Annotated in this window: 16 protein-coding genes and 5 tRNA genes; 9 read left to right on the plus strand and 12 right to left on the minus strand. The window is 35.0% G+C overall.

Features of this window, described 5'->3' with window-relative positions; genetic code table 11:
- Positions 1-69: 69 nt before the first annotated feature.
- Together dnaK and grpE are read right to left on the minus strand one after the other, a co-directional pair.
- On the minus strand, positions 70-1947 hold the full coding sequence (gene dnaK / locus QZU83_RS03095; RefSeq protein ID WP_295609583.1) for a molecular chaperone DnaK: 1878 nt from the start codon (positions 1945-1947) through the stop codon (positions 70-72).
- Positions 1948-1993: 46 nt separating this feature from the next.
- Positions 1994-2545 carry a nucleotide exchange factor GrpE gene (gene grpE / locus QZU83_RS03100; protein ID WP_295609585.1) on the minus strand — a complete coding sequence of 184 codons (552 nt, stop codon included), beginning with the start codon at positions 2543-2545 and terminating at the stop codon, positions 1994-1996.
- 466 nt (positions 2546-3011) lie between these two features.
- Here grpE and QZU83_RS03105 point away from each other — a divergent pair, with 466 nt between their 5' ends.
- Complete coding sequence (locus QZU83_RS03105; protein ID WP_295609587.1) at positions 3012-3587, plus strand: ArsR family transcriptional regulator; 576 nt, start codon at positions 3012-3014, stop codon at positions 3585-3587.
- A gap of 54 nt (positions 3588-3641) precedes the next feature.
- On the opposite strand, the gene hypF is transcribed toward QZU83_RS03105, so the two are convergent.
- Entirely contained in the window at positions 3642-5882 is a 2241-nt protein-coding gene (hypF, locus tag QZU83_RS03110; protein WP_295609588.1) for a carbamoyltransferase HypF, read from the minus strand.
- Positions 5883-5935: 53 nt separating this feature from the next.
- Here hypF and larB point away from each other — a divergent pair, with 53 nt between their 5' ends.
- Positions 5936-6697, plus strand: a complete 762-nt coding sequence (gene larB, locus QZU83_RS03115; RefSeq protein ID WP_295609590.1) for a nickel pincer cofactor biosynthesis protein LarB — start codon at positions 5936-5938, stop codon at positions 6695-6697.
- A 15-nt stretch (positions 6698-6712) separates the two neighbouring features.
- Here larB and QZU83_RS03120 read toward each other — a convergent pair whose 3' ends face one another.
- The 8 genes from QZU83_RS03120 to QZU83_RS03155 all read right to left on the minus strand — a co-directional run bounded on the left by QZU83_RS03120 (position 6713) and on the right by QZU83_RS03155 (position 14237).
- Positions 6713-8320, minus strand: a complete 1608-nt coding sequence (locus QZU83_RS03120; RefSeq protein WP_295609591.1) for a CDP-glycerol glycerophosphotransferase family protein — start codon at positions 8318-8320, stop codon at positions 6713-6715.
- Between the two features lie 10 nt (positions 8321-8330).
- Complete coding sequence (locus QZU83_RS03125; RefSeq protein ID WP_295609593.1) at positions 8331-8849, minus strand: hypothetical protein; 519 nt, start codon at positions 8847-8849, stop codon at positions 8331-8333.
- Between the two features lie 32 nt (positions 8850-8881).
- Entirely contained in the window at positions 8882-9889 is a 1008-nt protein-coding gene (locus tag QZU83_RS03130) for an ABC transporter ATP-binding protein (protein WP_295609595.1), read from the minus strand.
- 13 nt (positions 9890-9902) lie between these two features.
- Positions 9903-10667: an ABC transporter permease gene (locus QZU83_RS03135; RefSeq protein WP_295609596.1), complete on the minus strand. Its 765-nt coding sequence runs from the start codon at positions 10665-10667 to the stop codon at positions 9903-9905.
- 26 nt (positions 10668-10693) lie between these two features.
- Positions 10694-10984 (minus strand): phosphoribosyl-ATP diphosphatase, encoded by a 291-nt coding sequence (hisE, locus tag QZU83_RS03140; protein WP_295609598.1) that lies wholly within the window; start codon positions 10982-10984, stop codon positions 10694-10696.
- Positions 10984-11790 carry a CBS domain-containing protein gene (locus tag QZU83_RS03145; RefSeq protein ID WP_295609599.1) on the minus strand — a complete coding sequence of 269 codons (807 nt, stop codon included), beginning with the start codon at positions 11788-11790 and terminating at the stop codon, positions 10984-10986. Before QZU83_RS03145 ends, hisE begins: the two co-directional genes overlap by 1 nt.
- An 8-nt stretch (positions 11791-11798) precedes the next feature.
- Positions 11799-13145 carry an Asp-tRNA(Asn)/Glu-tRNA(Gln) amidotransferase subunit GatB gene (gatB, locus tag QZU83_RS03150; RefSeq protein WP_295609600.1) on the minus strand — a complete coding sequence of 449 codons (1347 nt, stop codon included), beginning with the start codon at positions 13143-13145 and terminating at the stop codon, positions 11799-11801.
- A gap of 111 nt (positions 13146-13256) precedes the next feature.
- Positions 13257-14237 carry a radical SAM protein gene (locus tag QZU83_RS03155; RefSeq protein ID WP_295609603.1) on the minus strand — a complete coding sequence of 327 codons (981 nt, stop codon included), beginning with the start codon at positions 14235-14237 and terminating at the stop codon, positions 13257-13259.
- Positions 14238-14433: 196 nt separating this feature from the next.
- On the opposite strand from QZU83_RS03155, the gene QZU83_RS03160 reads away from it, so the two are divergent.
- The 7 genes from QZU83_RS03160 (at position 14434) to QZU83_RS03190 (ending at position 16300) form a co-directional block, all read left to right on the plus strand.
- Positions 14434-14506, plus strand: a tRNA-Asn gene (locus QZU83_RS03160).
- A gap of 80 nt (positions 14507-14586) precedes the next feature.
- A tRNA-Glu gene (locus QZU83_RS03165) sits at positions 14587-14661 on the plus strand.
- Positions 14662-14719: 58 nt separating this feature from the next.
- Positions 14720-14802: transfer RNA gene (locus QZU83_RS03170), tRNA-Leu, on the plus strand.
- A gap of 31 nt (positions 14803-14833) precedes the next feature.
- Positions 14834-14909 (plus strand) — tRNA-His (locus QZU83_RS03175).
- Positions 14910-15025: 116 nt separating this feature from the next.
- On the plus strand, positions 15026-15436 hold the full coding sequence (gene hjc / locus QZU83_RS03180) for a Holliday junction resolvase Hjc (RefSeq protein ID WP_295609604.1): 411 nt from the start codon (positions 15026-15028) through the stop codon (positions 15434-15436).
- A gap of 52 nt (positions 15437-15488) precedes the next feature.
- Positions 15489-15636 (plus strand) — tRNA-Trp (locus QZU83_RS03185).
- A 58-nt stretch (positions 15637-15694) separates the two neighbouring features.
- Positions 15695-16300, plus strand: a complete 606-nt coding sequence (locus QZU83_RS03190) for an MBL fold metallo-hydrolase (RefSeq protein WP_295609606.1) — start codon at positions 15695-15697, stop codon at positions 16298-16300.
- A gap of 2 nt (positions 16301-16302) precedes the next feature.
- On the opposite strand, the gene QZU83_RS03195 is transcribed toward QZU83_RS03190, so the two are convergent.
- Positions 16303-16953: a TrkA family potassium uptake protein gene (locus QZU83_RS03195; protein WP_295609607.1), complete on the minus strand. Its 651-nt coding sequence runs from the start codon at positions 16951-16953 to the stop codon at positions 16303-16305.
- Between the last annotated feature and the right edge of the window lie 42 nt (positions 16954-16995).

Raw genomic sequence — 16995 nt, forward strand, 5'->3', positions numbered from 1 at the left:
TTATTTGATTGATTCTGATTTCTGATTTTAATATTTACCTAACAATATAATAAAACTTTATTATTTAATCTAATCGTCTTTTACTTCATAGTCTGCATCAATTGTGTCATCATCGTTGTTGTCTTGAGCACCTGCATTAGGGTCAGCTCCAGCTTGTTGTTGAGCTTGTGCTTCTGCTTGTGCCTGTTGGTAGATTTTTGCACCAATTTCCTGAATTACATTGGATAATTCATCAGACTTTTCTTTAATGGCAGCAATATCATCGCCAGCTATAAGTTCTCTTAATTCAGCTACAAGTCCTTCGACTTTAGATTTTTCATCGTCAGATACTTGATCTTTGAGTTCATCTAAAGTTTTTTCTGAAGTGTAAATTAATGAGTCTGCGTTGTTTCTGATTTCGATTTCTTCTTGTCTTTTAGCATCTGCTTCAGCATTCATTTCTGCTTCTTTGACTTTTTGTTCGATTTCTTCATCAGACAATTTGGTTGAGGAAGTAATGGTAATAGCTTGTTCTTTACCGGTTCCTTTGTCTTTTGCAGTTACATTTATAATACCGTTAGCGTCAATATCGAAGGTTACTTCAATTTGTGGCACTCCTCTTGGTGCAGGTGGGATTCCTACAAGTTGGAAACGTCCAAGTGAGGTGTTGTCTGCAGCCATTTTTCTTTCTCCTTGCAATACGTTAATGTCTACAGAAGGTTGGTTGTCTGCAGCAGTGGAGAATACTTGGCTCTTTTTGGTAGGAATAGTTGTGTTTCTTTCAATTAAAGTGGTTGATACTCCACCTAAGGTTTCAATACCTAATGATAATGGAGTTACGTCTAAAAGAACGATGTCTTTAATTTCACCAGCTAATACTCCTCCTTGAATAGCAGCACCCATGGATACACATTCCATTGGGTCAATACCACGTTCTACTGGTTTTCCTATGAATTTTTCCACGTATTTTTGTACGATAGGCATTCTGGTAGGTCCACCAACTAAGATAATTTTATCAATTTCAGATTTGCTCATTTTAGCATCATCTAATGCTTGTTGCATTGGTTGTCCGGATTTTTCTACAATGTGGTCAACCAATTCTTCTAATTTTGCTCTTGTAAGTGAGATAATTAAGTTTTTAGGAGTTCCATCGGTTCCCATTGCGATAAATGGCAAGTTTACTTCGGTAGTTGTGGTAGTGGATAATTCTATTTTTGCTTTTTCAGCAGCTTCTCTTAATCTTTGTACTGCTTGGTCATTATCCATAAGGTCAATGCCTTCCTGTGCTTTGAACTCATCGGCAAGGTATTTGATTAATACATTGTCCATGTCGGTACCACCAAGTTGGGTGTCTCCGCTGGTGGATCTTACTTCAAATACTCCTCCACCGAATTCCATAATGGTTACATCCAAGGTACCTCCACCTAAATCGTAAACCATGATGTTCATGTCATCTTCTTCAGCTTTGTCAAGTCCGTAAGCTAAACTTGCTGCGGTTGGTTCGTTTACAAGTCTTACTACGTCAAGACCTGCGATGGTTCCTGCATCTTTGGTTGCAGTTCTTTGGTTATCGTCAAAGTAAGCAGGTACGGTAATTACAGCTTTTTCGATCGGTTCGCCTAAAAATGTTTCTGCATCTTTTTTAATTTTTTGTAAGATGAATGCAGAGATTTCCTGTGGAGAATATTGTTTTCCGTTTACAGTTACTTTGTGATCAGTACCCATACTTCTTTTGATTGCACTAATAGTGTTTTCAGGGTTGGTAACTGCTTGTCTTCTTGCAGGTTCTCCAACTAACATTTGACCATCTTCAGTAAATGCAACATAACTTGGGAAAGATTTACCATATTGACTTGCACCTTCAGCGGAAGGGATTGTGGTTGGTTTTCCTCCTACAAGTACAGATGCTGCTGAGTTACTTGTACCTAAATCAATTCCAATAATTTTTTCTTTTTTAGTATCAGACATAATTATCACCAATTTTTTTTTATTATATAATTAAATAAACGTAATCTTATTTTTTGCAAACAATGACTTTTGAGTATTTGAGAACTTTATCCTTATACATGTAGCCTTTCATTAGCTCTTCAATAACATATCCGTTTTCAACATCATCGGATTCCTGAACCATCAGTGCTTCATGTTTGTTCAAGTCAAATTTTTCGCCTTTTGCGTGTATTTCTTCAACTCCCTCTTTTGTCAGGATGTCTTTGAATTTATTATATGTAAGTTCTATTCCTTCTCTTAAATTTTCATCGTTTTCAACTTCCAAAGCTCTACCGAAGTCTTCATAACAGTCTAAAAATTCTTTAATAATGTTTTCATTAGCGAATTTTATGATTTCTTTGTTTTGTTTATCTGTTATTTTTTTGAAGTTTTCAAAATCCGCCTGAAGTCTTTGTGATAGTGAAATGTATTCCTGGGTTTCAGCTTCTTGCTTTTCGAGATCTTCTTTGAGCTTTTCTATCTCTTCGTTTTTCTGATTGACTTCCTCAAGAAGCTCATCATATTCCTGTTGAAGATCTTTTTGTGTAGCTTCAGTTTCACTTTTCTTTTCGTCAGTCATGGGTACACCTTTTTTAGGTTTTTTTTGAAAAACTTAGTAATAACTCTCTGTAGAGAATTAATCCTTTAAGTTCTTTAATATTGGTTTTTGGGAATTTATGGACATATAGGAAAATGGTTCATCATACTGAGTTATTACATCAAGTTTTTCTAAACCAAATATTAAAGTAACAAAAAGTTATCTTTCTCCTACATTATTATAGTAACAAAAAGTTATATAAATCTTTCGATAATTTGAGTTTTCATTACCGAATGTTATTGTAATGGAGAAGGGCCCAATAAGTTAAAATTTTGTTGATAATCATTAATTTGTCAAATATGTTATTTTAAATAATTCATATTTTTTGATTCTGATTTATTAATCTTATTTTTTAATTTTATAAGATATAATCAAAAATAAAATTTTTCTTACATGTTGTAACAAAAACATAATGTTTTATATAATAGTGTTAATATAATCTATAATCATGACTAATTCAGAAGACATTAGAAAAAATGATAAATATCATAGAAATGTCAATTCTTCTAATGGCCACATAGAAATTAGAGGAAATTACAACGACCAATTAGGAGATATTGATAAAGAAGATATACTTGATGTAATGGGTTGTAAGACTAGAAGAGATATCATAAACCTTTTGAGAGAGGAGCCGATGTTTGTCAGTGAAATCTCAAACGAGCTCGACATTGGTCAGAAGGCTATCATAGAGCACTTGCGCGCTATGGAAGAAATAGGTATTTTGAACTCTTCATATAAAAAAATCTTAAGAGGTCGTCCGCGTAAATATTATGATTTGCAGCATGAGGTCAATATTCACATCACAATCAATAAAAATACATTTGATGTTAACCTTTCAGAAGACATGTTCAACACTCTTCAGCTTCCTTCAGGTGACGAATGGTCAAAACTTTTAGACATTGAAAAAAGAATAGATGCAGGTCAGCTTGAAGCTATTGATGAGTTGAAAAATCAGATAAGGCTATACGGCAATCTTAAGGAAAGGGCTGAATATATCCTTGAGAGAACATTAAGAAACAGATAACTAAGCATTTCGTGGTCATTAATTTAAAGGCTTAATTAGTCTTTAAACCTTTTTTTATATTTTTTTAGCAATTATTGCCTGTCCAAGAGAAACAGAACCATCCCCCGCACAGGTATTTGTGTGTTGTATGAATTCATAACCATTGTCCATTATATGATTTTTGACTGTGTCGGTAATGGCCTCATTGTAGAACACTCCTCCTGTGGCGCCGATTTGTCCAATGCCTTTTTTGTCAGCCGCTCTGATTGCAAGTTCTGCAAGACCTTTTGCAACTGCATTTTGACCGGCACAAGCAATATCCGCCTTTTTTTCACCATTCTGGTATAATTTAACAACTTCCTTTAATATTTCAGTGGTGTTTAATGTGTTGTCTTCGATGGTGAAAGGGATTTCCAGATCATTGGTTGCATAATAGGCACATGATTCGAGTTTCATGGAGCATTCTCCCTCATAGGTTCTCACATGTGCAACTTCAAGTGCAACGGCCATTGAATCAAGAACCCTTCCGGTACTGGTGGTCTTGCCCACATTGATTCCTGAGGCCAGCTGTTTAAAGATATTTTTAATTTCAGTTTCCCCATATTTGAAGTATTTTGAATAATTTCGGATTAGATTCTCGTCATTTAAAATGCTTGCAAGCATTCTTGCAGGATATTTTGTTGCCATATCTCCGCCTGGCATTAACTGAGTTTGAAGATGAGCCAATCTCTCAAAACTGTTGACATTGGTGTAGAGTATCTCTCCGCCCCAGCTGGTACCGTCACTTCCGTATCCAACTCCATCTGCGGCAATAACAATCATTTCCTCAAGCCCGTGGTCGTTGGCAAGGGCAATGGAATGGGCATGATGGTGTTGAACAGGCAGAACTTTTGCATCATATTTTTCAGCCATTTCGTGAGCCAGTCTTGTTGTAAAGAAATGCGGATGCATATCACAGGCAATAACGTCAAATTCGTCAATCTTTGTGATTCTTTGCATATTTTCGATAGCCTGCTTTAAAAAAGTCAATGTTTTTGGTTTGTTTGTATTTCCGATATGCTGTGAAGGGTATACTATGTTGTCCTTTGCAATGGAAAATGTCACGTCAAGTTCCGGACCCAACGCAATGACATTGGAGTCATTAACGTCATAATTTATTGTGTACGGTTCGGGAGTGTAGCCCCGTGATCTCCTGATGAATGACAGTTCATTATTTCTAAATCTAATCACTGAGTCATCGCACCTGTTTAGAATCTTACGGTTGTGAACTAATGAATAATCATTAACGCCACCAATGATTTCTTCATTTTTAATCATCATTGGCTCTCCGGGAATATTTGCTGATGTCATTACATATGTATCAATATCTCCTTCATCAAAAAGCAAATAATGCATTGGGGAGTATGGAAGCATCACTCCAATGTTGTGCAATCCTGGAGACAAGCTGTCAGGGAAAGGATAATAGTCGTTTTTCTTCAGAATAACGATTGGTCTTTTATTTGATGTGATTGTTTCTATTTCCTTTTCGGATATCTCAGCATAATTTTGAACGGACTTCAAATCCTTGGCCATAACTGCAAATGCCTGATTCGGACGATTCAAACGGTTCCTTAACTCTTTAATTGCTTCATCGTTATACGCATCAACAACCAAGTGGGTTCCGCCGATTCCCTTGATGGCCAGTATTTTTCCCTCTTTCAGCTTTTCAGCACCTAATCCTATAGGATTGTCGGTGTCAATTTTATTTTGACCTTCATATATTGCCATTTGGGGTCCGCAATCACCGCAGCATATGGCCTCTCCGTGATACCTCCTGTTTAACGGTTCCTTATATTCTATCAGGCAGTCATCACATAGCGGGAATTCATCCATTGATGTTCGGATTCTGTCATAGGGGACACTTTCAATCACTGTAAATCTTGGTCCGCAATCAGTACATGCATTAAAGGGATATTTAAAGCGTCTGTCTTTAGGATTTCTTATTTCCTCCAAACACTTATCGCAAATAGCAATATCCGGTGGTATAACACTAACGCCTGAATATGAATCGCCGCTTTCAATAATTTTAAAATCAGAATAATTGTTTTCGCTGATTTCTTCCACAATAACTGAATCTATCTTTGCTATCGGAGGCAATTCCCTTGGCAATCTTTCAATAAACAAATCAGCATTTTTACCTTCGATTATGATTTCAACAACATTTCCAAGGTTTCTGACATAACCATTAAGATTCAAATCAGTTGCAAGTCTGTATATGTACGGTCTGAATCCTACGCCTTGGACTATTCCTTGTGTCAAAATCTTTCGGGCTTTCATAAATATATTATTTAAGTTAAATTTTATATAAAATTTTATCTTAATATTATATTATGAAAGATACTCTTGAAAGATTAGTCAAAGGTGAACTCAGTATTGATGAGGCGGAAAACGTTTTGAAGTCTGAAAGCATTTTGGAATTCGATGAAATTGCTAAGCTTGACATCAAACGCAGCGAGAGGGCAGGTTTTCCGGAAGCTATTTTTTCACCCAGCAAGGATTATGAGGATTTATTGCTGATAATTAAAAAATACCTTAAAAACAATGATGATGATTTAATCATTACTAAATTGTCTTTGGAGCGTTATGAAAAAATTTTAGATGATTTGGGTAAGGATTCATTTATTTTTGATTATAACAGGCGAGCTCAAATATTGGTCATTAGAAAAGAAATCAAAGAGCAGAAAAAAATTGCAAAAATAGGAATTATCACTGCAGGAACATCAGATATCAATATTGCAGAGGAAGCTCGTGTCATTGTTGAGGAAGGTGGCTGTGAAGCAATCGCCTCCTATGATATTGGCGTTGCAGGAATCCACAGGCTGTTTCCGCAAATTGCTCATATGGTTAAGGAAGGCGTTAGGGCATTTATAGTATGTGCAGGCATGGAAGGCGCTCTTCCTTCAGTTGTTGCTGGTCTTGTGGATGTTCCGGTCATCGGAGTTCCGACTTCAGTAGGATATGGTGTCGGTGAAGGTGGAAGAGTGGCTCTTGATGCAATGCTTCAGTCCTGTGCACCAGGAATAGCTGTCGTTAACATTGACAATGGATTTGGAGCGGGAGTTTTTGCATTAACTATTGTAAACAGTGATTAAGGTACAATATGGTGTTTAGGCTCTGGACGGGAGCTTTTTGATGGTTTCGTGCACTCTTTTACAATTGTTTTTATCGGTGTAGAGATAGAATTCATTGACACGTTTGATGTATTCATCTTTCATTTTACAGTCATTTTTCATATAATCCTCTATTAAATCAATAAGTTCATCTTCACTTCTAGAGACTTCTCCAAAACCCATGGTTTCATAATTGAAATATGCGTTTTCAACATCAAAGTGATAATCGTTGCTGTATTGGTAATATATAACCGGTTTTTTAAGATATGCAAAATCAAAAACAACTGATGAGAAGTCGGTGATTAATAATGATCCGTTATTGAATAGCTGCTGGTACTTTGTTTCCTGCGGTTCGATTCGGATATAATCATTTATTTCAAACAGGTCAATAAATTTATAGATGTGATAATGTGGCCTGAATATTATTTCATAATCATTTTCCTTAGCTATCTTAACCAGTTTTTCGTTATTTAGAAGAGAATTAAATCTTTTGAATAATTCACTTTGAACAATCTCTTCAGATGGTTTGTCTTTCAGATAGTTTCTCCAGGAAGGCATTATTAATATCTGCTTTTTATTTTTTTCATTTTTCAGACTGTCGAATCTAGGCATCCCTGTTAATTTAATGACATTTTCATCGTAATTGTATTTATGTTGAAAAACCGATTCATATTCTTTCTTTGCACTTGTTACAAACATGGATAAATTCATCTCTGACTTATTTAACCAAGGTGAAATGTCATCCTTGATAATCCCATGCTGCAGGAATGTGGTGCTTGATTTTAAAATGCCTGCATAATATGGAAAACTGTTCCAAAATGGGTAGATGACTGAATTTTCCGGATGGGATGAGATGATATTTTCTGCAAACAATGTCAAATACCTGTGCTTTAATGATTGGAATGCTATTACATTTCCGATTTTTTTCATTTCAGGATAGTCTGGACTGTCCTGGTTTATGATAAAATATTTTTTGATTTCGGGGTCCTTGTTGACTGCATATTTGAATAAATGCATTCCATTGTCATCGGCTATGTTTGGCCGGTCCATATAAAACCAGATTTTTTTGTTTTTTAGGAAGGGATATCCTAAAAGGTAAGCAATTCTAAAAGGGATTACTATAATTGTTTGTCTGTTTTTTCCTTTTAGCATATTAAAAATAGCTTTGGCTTCCTGTTTGAGCCACTTCAAGGTTGTTTTCTTTTGGATGGTTATGGTATTGCCCTGTAAAATGCTTATATATTTTTTGGTCATTGAATATCCAACAACTCTTGAAAAATTGCAATGTTTTGAAAAGGCAATATCCAATTTTTCTGAATTTTCGCTTTCAAATTCGATATCATATGTTTCATTTTCAGATATTGGAAATTTGAATTCAAAATAGTGGCTGGTAATATTGTTTTCTTTCAAATAATCTTTTTCATGAAAATATAATTTGTTTACGTTAATTTTAGCATGGTTTATTTTAACCTCAATGTCTTCATCGCCATTTCTGGTCTTTATGCTTCCTAAAACGTAAAGCTCATCATTAATGATTTCAAAAATGTCAATGAAAAACTTATTAGATAATTCTTTTATATTGATTTTTTCAGAAGAATCATCCATTAAACCACCATTATTTTTCTTTTATTTTATAATCGAGTCTTATTGTATCAATTACGTATGCCAAATCTTCTGATTGGGAAGTATCATTATTGTAATTGTACGTGGTAATAATAAACGTTTTATTTAATTTATTGATGAAATTCATTGTATAATTTACAGGAGTGTCTGAAGTCACATTCTGATAACTAATTGTATATGTGGTAATATTGGATATTTTTTGTGTATGATTTTTTACATCTTTCACACAGTCATCTGAGTCTAGTTCTTTCAACTTACTCTTCATTAGCATATTTGCTCTGTTTTTCTGTTTGATCAATTCTATTTTAATTCTTTCGTCAGTATTTCTGTTCATCAGTTCAACAGATGTTTGGGTTTTTTCCCCTATTTTAAAGTCGGTTGGTAAAGTTATAATTACATTATCAATTGTATCAATTGCCTTTCCCAATCTCATGGAGTCATTAACGATGAAATATAATGAACTAACTCCTACAATCAATATTATGATAATTATTATCCATCTTTTATCCATTTTATAACCTGCAATTAGTATTTATCTTAAGATTAATTCTTTTCTTCATCAGTTTTGCCTTTGGTTTTTTCTTCTGATTTTTTGTTGTCCTCAGATTGTTTATCTTCTGATTTTTTATCAGTTTTTTCTTCTGATTTTTTGTTGTCGTCAGATTTGTCTTTTGATTTTTTATCATCAGACTTTTTGTCATCATCTGATTTTTTATCCTTAGACTTTTTCTTCTTAGATTTCTTCTTATCATTATTAGCATTTTTCTTATATGCTTTGACTACTTTTTTAGTTTCGCCTTCCATTAATAATTTTCCGTCTTCAATCCAAATGCATCTATCACAGATTTCTTTGATTTGCTTTAATGAATGGGTAACTAACAGTACGCTCACTCCCTCTTCCATCATTGATTTAATTTTTTCATTACTCTTTTTCTTGAATTTAATGTCTCCAACACCAAGAATTTCATCAATGATGAGTATGTCAGGTTTGATTGTGGTAGCTATTGAAAAGCCCAATTTTGATTTCATACCTGAGGAGTAGTTTTTAACAGGGTAATTAATGGATTCTCCAAGCTCAGAAAATTCGACGATTTCATCAAAGTGTTCGTCAATGTAATCTTCGGTCATGCTTAGAAAAGCTCCATTAAGATAAATGTTATTTTTTCCACTATAATTTTTATCAAAACCGGCAGATAATGCAAGCAATGGTGCGATTTTGCCGTTTATTTTTATTTCTCCTTCTGTCGGTTCGTAAATGCCTGAAATAATTTTCAATAAGGTACTTTTTCCTGCACCGTTAAATCCTAAAACGCCTAACCTTTCGCCTTTATACACTTTAAATGATATGTCATCCAATATTCTGACTTTTTTAGGAGGAACCTTATTTCTTTTAAGAGTTCTGATAATGTATTCTTTTAAAGTATCGATTTTATCCTTTGAAACCTTAAATTCCATGGTCAGATGTTCTACACTGATAGCAATTTCTCTACCATCTTCATCTTCCATATAATTTCTGTTTTTTGAATTGTTTTTATTTTTAAATAAGTTCATGATAAAACCTTAACTATAATTCTAATGATAATTTCTTCTCGTACATTCTAAATAGAATAATTCCGATAATCAGCACTGTAACTGCAAACACTCCCAGATATGCAAGTGAAAGGAAATCAGGAACGACTCCGTAAACGCATTCCCTGAATGTTGAAATTGCAGTATAAACAGGATTTAATGTAAATAATATCTGCACTCTTACAGGCACAACTTCAATCGGATAGAACAATGCTGAAGCATACATCAGTATGAGTGTAAACACGTTGTAGAGATATCCGATATCTGAAAAGTATGTGTTGCACACTGCCAATATTAATCCCAGACCAAATACCAGCATAAACAACAATCCAATAGGTATTAATGATAAGATCAGTGTTGGGTGGAATTCGGCACCAGTAACTATCATAACTCCAAATAGGATTGCAAATGAAATTAAAAAGTTGACAAATTCATAACATACTGCACTAACTGCAAACATATATTTCGGCACATAAATCTTTTTCAGGATTCCTGAATTCTTCTTAATGGAATTCATAGCTCCTTTTGATCCGGAACTAAAGAAATCATATAATAATCTTCCGGATAGGAAGTATACCGGATAATTGTCAATGTTTCTTCCGAACAGCATTGAAAATATCGCAGTAAAAACAATCATGATTAAAAGAGGATTGAAGAAACTCCACAAAATACCAAGTACAGAATCCTTGTATTTTGAGGTTAAATTCTTTTTAACCAGTTGTTTTAGTAAAAATTTTTTCTCCGCAAAAGTGTCGAACATAATGAACCACTAAATCTTTATTTTATTTATTTCCTTCTTCTTTCGAACTCATCAAAAACTTCATCAAGCTCTACACCTTTGTAGGCCAATAGTAATAATGTATGAAAAATCAAGTCAACAGATTCATATACTAAATTTTCGTCATTTTTGGAGGCTATTAGAACTTCTCCAGCTTCTTCAGCAATTTTTTCAAGAATTTTGTCTTCAGCTTTTTTATCGCTGTCTTTCATGATGTTTGATGTATAGGAATCAATAGGATTATCGCGTCTGGATTCCAGGACCTCATAAACCTCTCTGATAATCTTGTCATCTGCCATTAGTCATCACCTTTAGATTCCTGATCCTGCATGCTTTCAGTAATTGCAATTAATGGATGTTTATCGTCATCAATGATTTCAATATCATCAAAAGTTCTAATTCCAGCCTTATCAGCGGTTTTTTCCATTCCTAATTTGATGTCCTGACCTAAATCAATAACATATGAGTCAACAGTTTCATATCCTCTTTGTGCTGAAGCTACTGCTCTGTGATGTCCGTCAACCAGAATCCATCTGTCTCCGGTTTTCACCACGATGGCAGGTTCGGCCAATCCTTTCTCAAGCTCGTATGCTCTGCCTTCAAGTTCGTCAGCATAGACTCTGTCCTGTGTAGGTCTCAATTTGTTGGTTTCAACACGCATATGTCTTAAGGTAGTGTGAATTCCGTATAACTGTTCCATTGTTTTTTTGAAGTATTCTACTTTATTCGGAGTTGATCTTTCAATATGGGACCTCACCATATCAGTGTTTGTGATAATTCCAACAAGCGCTCCGTTTTCATCAACAACAGGCATTCTGGATATTCCACGTCTAAACATCACTCTGGATGCATCGTTAATTGATAAGTCTTGATTGGCTACAACCAATTTTTTTGTCATTATTCCTTCAACAAATTCGCAATGTTTCTTAGCGACAAGGTCAAAAGCGGTTACCATTCCAACTAGCTTGTTATCTTTAACTACAGGATAACTGTTGTGGTGGCTTTTTCTCATTAAATTGATGACTTCCTCTGTTTTGGTCTCTGGTGAAACACTAATAACATTTTTTGTCATGTAATCTTTAACAAAGGATTTATTTCTTCCCATGGTTTCACCTATTCAATGCTTTCTTTTAAGAGTTTAACAGTTTCACCAGGGTCTGCTTTTCCACGGGTTATTCTCATTACTTGTCCTACTAAGAAATTAAGGGAAGCTTTTTGTCCAGCTAAATAATCGTCAACAGCTTTAGGATTTTCTTCAATTGCTTGTTTTACTGCAGCTTTAACTTCATCATCTTTTACAACACCAAGCAATCCTAATTCTTCAGCGATAGCTTTAGGTGATTTTTCATTGTTTGGCATTTGTTCAACGATTCTTTGACCTGCTTTAACAGTAATTTCTTTGGATTGGAGCATGTTTAATAATTCAACAATGCTTTTTGGTGAAATTCCGCTATCTGCATAATCTAATTTATTGTATGTTAAGACTCTTTTGAGTTCGTCTCTCATCCATTGTGCAGCGTATTTTGGGTCAACTTCTTTTACAACTTCTTCATAAGCGACAGCCAAATCAATTTCTGAAGTTAATACTTTAGCGGTTTCATCGTCAAGTCCATAATCTTCTATAAATCTTTTTACTTTATTGTGTGGCGCTTCAGGCATTACATTTAAAACCTTTTCAATAGTTTCATCAGCGATTTGCATAGGTGGCAAATCAGGGTCGGTTATGAATCTGTAATCGTCAGCATCTTCTTTCAATCTCATAGGTTTGGTTGAACCGCCTTTAAATGCACGAGTTTCTTGTACAACAGTTCCTCCCCTTTCCACAAGTTTGGATTGTCTGAAGAGTTCATATTTTAAAGCTTTATATGCATTGGTAATGGAGTTGATGTTTTTCATTTCCACTCTGTTTCCACCATTGATGGAAATGTTTACGTCTGCTCTCATTGTACCTTCACCACGTGCTGCACCACTGTACTGTAAAACACGAATCAATTCTTTTAAGAAAGTTCTTGCTTCTTTTGGGGATTTTATATCAGGTTCTGTAACAATTTCCACTAAAGGAATTCCGGAACGGTTGAAGTTTACAATACCTTGGTTTGGTTTGTATTGGCCAGGGTCTTCTTCAACGTGTATTTCTCTTATTCTAATTCCGTTTAATTCTCCATTTATTCCAATAGGTACTGAAGTTCTTTGATAACCTGATGGCAAATCAGGATAATCGTAATGTTTTCTCATAAAGTAAGTAACGTCTTGATCTATATCACAGTTGAGCATTAAAGCAATCATTAAAGCATTTTCCAATGCTTGCTCGTTGGTTGGGTGTGGTTTTGCACCTGGTTGGTTTAAGCAAACCGGACAGATATTTGAGTTTGCAGGTGCATCCTGATAGTTTGTAGGACAATCACAGAATAATTTTGATTTTGTTTCTAGTTGTACGTGGATTTCAAGTCCACACATCATATCGACATCGCTAATAATAATTCCTCCAAATCGCTAATTTTTATATTATAATAGTATTTGTTTAATGGGATTTATAAAGATTTTTGAAATTGGGGGTTTTTTGCAAAAAAATTAGTATTTATTTTTTAATGATTCCTTTACATATCTTTTAATAAACTTGTTCAGTTCAGGTGAAATTTCACTTTCCTGCGGCCCTAACATGTTTTTGTCAGTGAATGTTCCTTTTAGTTCACGTCCTGCCCATTTGACTTCTTCTTCAACTCTTTTTCCATATTTGGTTCCAAACATTTTAAAAAGAGGGAATTTTGTAATTCCGTTGGCTCCGCTTAAAATCAATATTCCTATATTTGCAAGATTATCAATCCAAGTTCCGCAGATAATTTCAATTTCCGGAAAAGTCAATCTTACTCTGGCTACGACTTGAGCATAATAAAGTGAAGCCGGCTGTGAAGAGTTTGCATAAATTGTTTCTTTGTGGGGATTTAATGAATAGAAAATGACTCTGTCAATTTCATGGTCTTTGATGTAATCTATGATATAGTCGGTATCTTCCAAGGTTTCTCCAAGACCTAAAATTATTGTTATCGCTTTTTTGTATCCAAGATCTCCTGCAACATCCAGCATGTTGCTTATGTCACTTAATTTTTTGGATGGACAAACCCTATTGTGGATTTCAGGATTTGCAACTTCAACGGCACCGGTGATTCCTTTTATTTCAGAACCGTATTCTCCTAATTCATCGGTAATTCCAGTATTTAACCAAACTCCATCACCGGTAATGTCCTTTATTGTTGTGGCTATTGTCTTAATTTCCTGTGTTGTGAATGACTCGTATCCTCCGGATAGGAATTCGATATTCCAGTCAAGACGTTTGCACATTTCAGCTTCTGCATAAATGTTGCTGATGTTTCGTCTAGCCTTTTTAGGATCTTTGATTTTATCTTTTTGAGTGGACATATAACAAAATGCACAGTCTCCCTTATCGCACCACCATGATAGAAACATGGCCCTTTCAAGGGTAATTAAATTTCCATGGTTTTTTAGAGTAACGTCATTAGCTTTTTTAATAAGGTCAAATATGTTGGAATCCATGGTTGTATATAAGTTTCTTAAAGTTTATATATTAGTTCGTCTAATTTAATTTATAGCATTTATTCATTTTTTTGGATAAATTTACTAAAAACCAAAAGCTTTATATACTATCAAAATAATAATTATTATTACTGTTTAAAGTCTTTTGATTTTTAAACATGGGTTTTATTTGGTTAAGTTAGATGGGTGTCTCATGCCATCGTAGCTCAGTAGGTAGAGCGTTCGGCTGTTAACCGATTGGTCACAGGTTCGAGCCCTGTCGATGAGGTAGAGCGTCCGGCTCATAACCGGAAGGTCATGGGTTCGAAGCCCATTGGGCCCATGTTAATTAATTTATTTGTATATGTATGCTCCGGTGGTGTAGTCCGGCCAATCATTTCGGCCTTTCGAGCCGAAGACTCGGGTTCGAATCCCGGCCGGAGCATTTTAAAAATTTGTTAAGATTTTTCATGGTTTCTATGTATCCTTTGTTTTTTTCATAAGCGGGGGTGCCCGAGAGGCCAAAGGGGACAGGCTTAGGACCTGTTGACGCAGGTCTTCCAGGGTTCGAATCCCTGCTCCCGCATTTTAACATATTTTTAGTTATTTGTATTTCTGCCGGGGTAGGGTAGGTGGTCATCCTCCAGGACTGTGGATCCTGGGACTCGGGTTCGAATCTCGGCCCCGGCCCCATTTATAAAACTGTTTTTTTAAAATATTACTCATCAAATGCTCTTGCTTGTTTTTTATATACTATTAAATAAAAATTATTAATTGTAAAAAAATTTTTTTAGATATCGAGTGTTATTATGGCTAAGAAAGGATCTGCTGAAGAAAGGGATTTGGTACATAAACTTTGGGAAAGGAATTTTGCGGCAATGAGGGCTCCAGCTTCAGGTGGCGCTACTAAAAATCCACTTCCTGATGTTGTGGCTGGAAACGGCAAGTTATATTTGGCTATTGAAGTTAAAACAACCACTAAAGATAAGGTTTATATCGAGGAGCCTCAAATTTCAGCATTGTGTGAATTTTCTAAAATATTTGGAGCCAAGCCTTATATTGGAGTTAGGTTTAAATACACTAAATGGCTTTTTTTAGAACCTGAAAATACTCCTAGAACAAGAAACGGCAATTATAAAGTTGAAAAGGATTATGCACTTGAAAAGGGTTTGGAAATTGATGAAATAGCTGGTATTGACAGGCAAATGAAATTTGAATAAATGGTAATCTTTATATATTATTAAAATATATTTATTACTGTATGTTATATGTGGGGTTATGGTGTAACCTGGCAGCATCGGGGACTCCAGTTGTCTTTGAAGAAATATACGCGTAACTGAACAGTATCCGTTGTGATGATCAATTGGAGTACTGAGACAAGAGAAATCCCCGGATTGGGGTTCAAATCCCTATGACCCCATTTTCATATTAAACTTTTTTTCAAAACTTTTAATTACTTTTAAATTATATTATTTTTCATGTCAGACATTGTTTTTATTATAGGATTTAATTACGATTCAAATTGCTTTTTAATCAATAAGAATATTTTAGTGGATACCGGTGCAGGACACAATAAGGATTATCTGTTTTCCAAACTTCGTGAAAATGATGTTGAACCGGAAGACATAGAACTGGTGGTCAATACCCATTGCCATTTTGACCATATTGGAGGAAATCACTTTTTCCCTGACGCTAAAATTGCCGTTCACAGGCTTGATGCAATTTCCATGAAAAATGAAGATACCTTGGGCACTTCCATGTCTGCTTTTGATGGTGCTGATAACTCAAGAGTTGATATTGAACTTGAAGATGGTGACGAAATAGCGGATTTCAAAGTTATTCATACTCCGGGCCACACTAAAGGCGGAATATGTCTTTGGGATGGTGAAAACCTGATTAGCGGCGATACAATATTTGCCGGTGGCGGAGTTGGCAGAATGGATATCGGCGGTGACTATCAGGACATGAAAAATAGTGTTGAAAGGTTAATGGAACTGGATGTTAAAAATATCTATCCCGGACACGGTCCTATAGTGGAAAAAAATGGAAAAGACCATATTAGATTGTCTTATTCCATGTTATAGCTTTATTTTTCTAACTTTTTAGATACTTTTTTCAGGGTTCCTCTTTTAACAAGGATGGATACCTTTTCTCCCCTTGCAATGGTATTGTCCGGTTGAGGAATCACCAATTTTCCATTTTGATAAGTGGCAATGATGATGAAATCTTTAGTAGGAGATATCTCTTTAAATCGTTTTCCAACAACCTTGTCATTTGTTATTGTCAGTTCTATGATTTCAGCATCTCCCTCGCCCAGAGTTGTTAATTTTGATACTCTAGGGTTTGTAACGAATTGAGCCAGATCTCTGGCGGCACTTATTTCAGGGCTGATTACACGGTCAATGCCCACTTCTTTAAATGCTTCTTCGTGGTCTGGATTACTTACACGAGCAATGATGGTTTCTACATTGTATTTCCTCACAAGGATACATGAAAGTAAGTTTGCCTCGTCGTTACCTGTTGTTGCTATAAAATAGTCTGCGTCTTCAATATTTGATTCTTCAAGTAATTTTGAACTGGTACCGTTACCGTGGATAACAAGTGCATCAAGTTCTCCTGCTACTTCACTGCATAATGCCTCATCACTTTCGATTAAAGTTATGTCAAATCCATTATCAATTAATAAATTTGCAAGAGCAAGTCCTACACGACCTCCTCCCATAATAATTGCATACATCAAATCGCCTCATTTAACATTTAATAATCAATATTTATTTTT

Origin of the sequence: uncultured Methanobrevibacter sp., assembly GCF_902771435.1 — an archaeon.
In the GTDB taxonomy this organism is placed as follows: Archaea; Methanobacteriota; Methanobacteria; order Methanobacteriales; family Methanobacteriaceae; genus Methanocatella.

Excerpts from the sequence above, each read along its gene's own strand:
- QZU83_RS03135 (WP_295609596.1), bottom strand. The coding sequence starts at position 10,667 with ATGTTCGACACTTTTGCGGAGAAAAAATTTTTACTAAAACAACTGGTT.
- hisE (WP_295609598.1), bottom strand. The coding sequence starts at position 10,984 with ATGGCAGATGACAAGATTATCAGAGAGGTTTATGAGGTCCTGGAATCC.
- QZU83_RS03105 (WP_295609587.1), top strand. The coding sequence starts at position 3,012 with ATGACTAATTCAGAAGACATTAGAAAAAATGATAAATATCATAGAAAT.
- hypF (WP_295609588.1), bottom strand. The coding sequence starts at position 5,882 with ATGAAAGCCCGAAAGATTTTGACACAAGGAATAGTCCAAGGCGTAGGA.
- QZU83_RS03155 (WP_295609603.1), bottom strand. The coding sequence starts at position 14,237 with ATGGATTCCAACATATTTGACCTTATTAAAAAAGCTAATGACGTTACT.
- QZU83_RS03120 (WP_295609591.1), bottom strand. The coding sequence starts at position 8,320 with ATGGATGATTCTTCTGAAAAAATCAATATAAAAGAATTATCTAATAAG.
- QZU83_RS03125 (WP_295609593.1), bottom strand. The coding sequence starts at position 8,849 with ATGGATAAAAGATGGATAATAATTATCATAATATTGATTGTAGGAGTT.
- QZU83_RS03190 (WP_295609606.1), top strand. The coding sequence starts at position 15,695 with ATGTCAGACATTGTTTTTATTATAGGATTTAATTACGATTCAAATTGC.
- dnaK (WP_295609583.1), bottom strand. The coding sequence starts at position 1,947 with ATGTCTGATACTAAAAAAGAAAAAATTATTGGAATTGATTTAGGTACA.
- QZU83_RS03145 (WP_295609599.1), bottom strand. The coding sequence starts at position 11,790 with ATGGGAAGAAATAAATCCTTTGTTAAAGATTACATGACAAAAAATGTT.
- hjc (WP_295609604.1), top strand. The coding sequence starts at position 15,026 with ATGGCTAAGAAAGGATCTGCTGAAGAAAGGGATTTGGTACATAAACTT.
- larB (WP_295609590.1), top strand. The coding sequence starts at position 5,936 with ATGAAAGATACTCTTGAAAGATTAGTCAAAGGTGAACTCAGTATTGAT.
- QZU83_RS03130 (WP_295609595.1), bottom strand. The coding sequence starts at position 9,889 with ATGAACTTATTTAAAAATAAAAACAATTCAAAAAACAGAAATTATATG.
- QZU83_RS03195 (WP_295609607.1), bottom strand. The coding sequence starts at position 16,953 with ATGTATGCAATTATTATGGGAGGAGGTCGTGTAGGACTTGCTCTTGCA.
- gatB (WP_295609600.1), bottom strand. The coding sequence starts at position 13,145 with ATGATGTGTGGACTTGAAATCCACGTACAACTAGAAACAAAATCAAAA.
- grpE (WP_295609585.1), bottom strand. The coding sequence starts at position 2,545 with ATGACTGACGAAAAGAAAAGTGAAACTGAAGCTACACAAAAAGATCTT.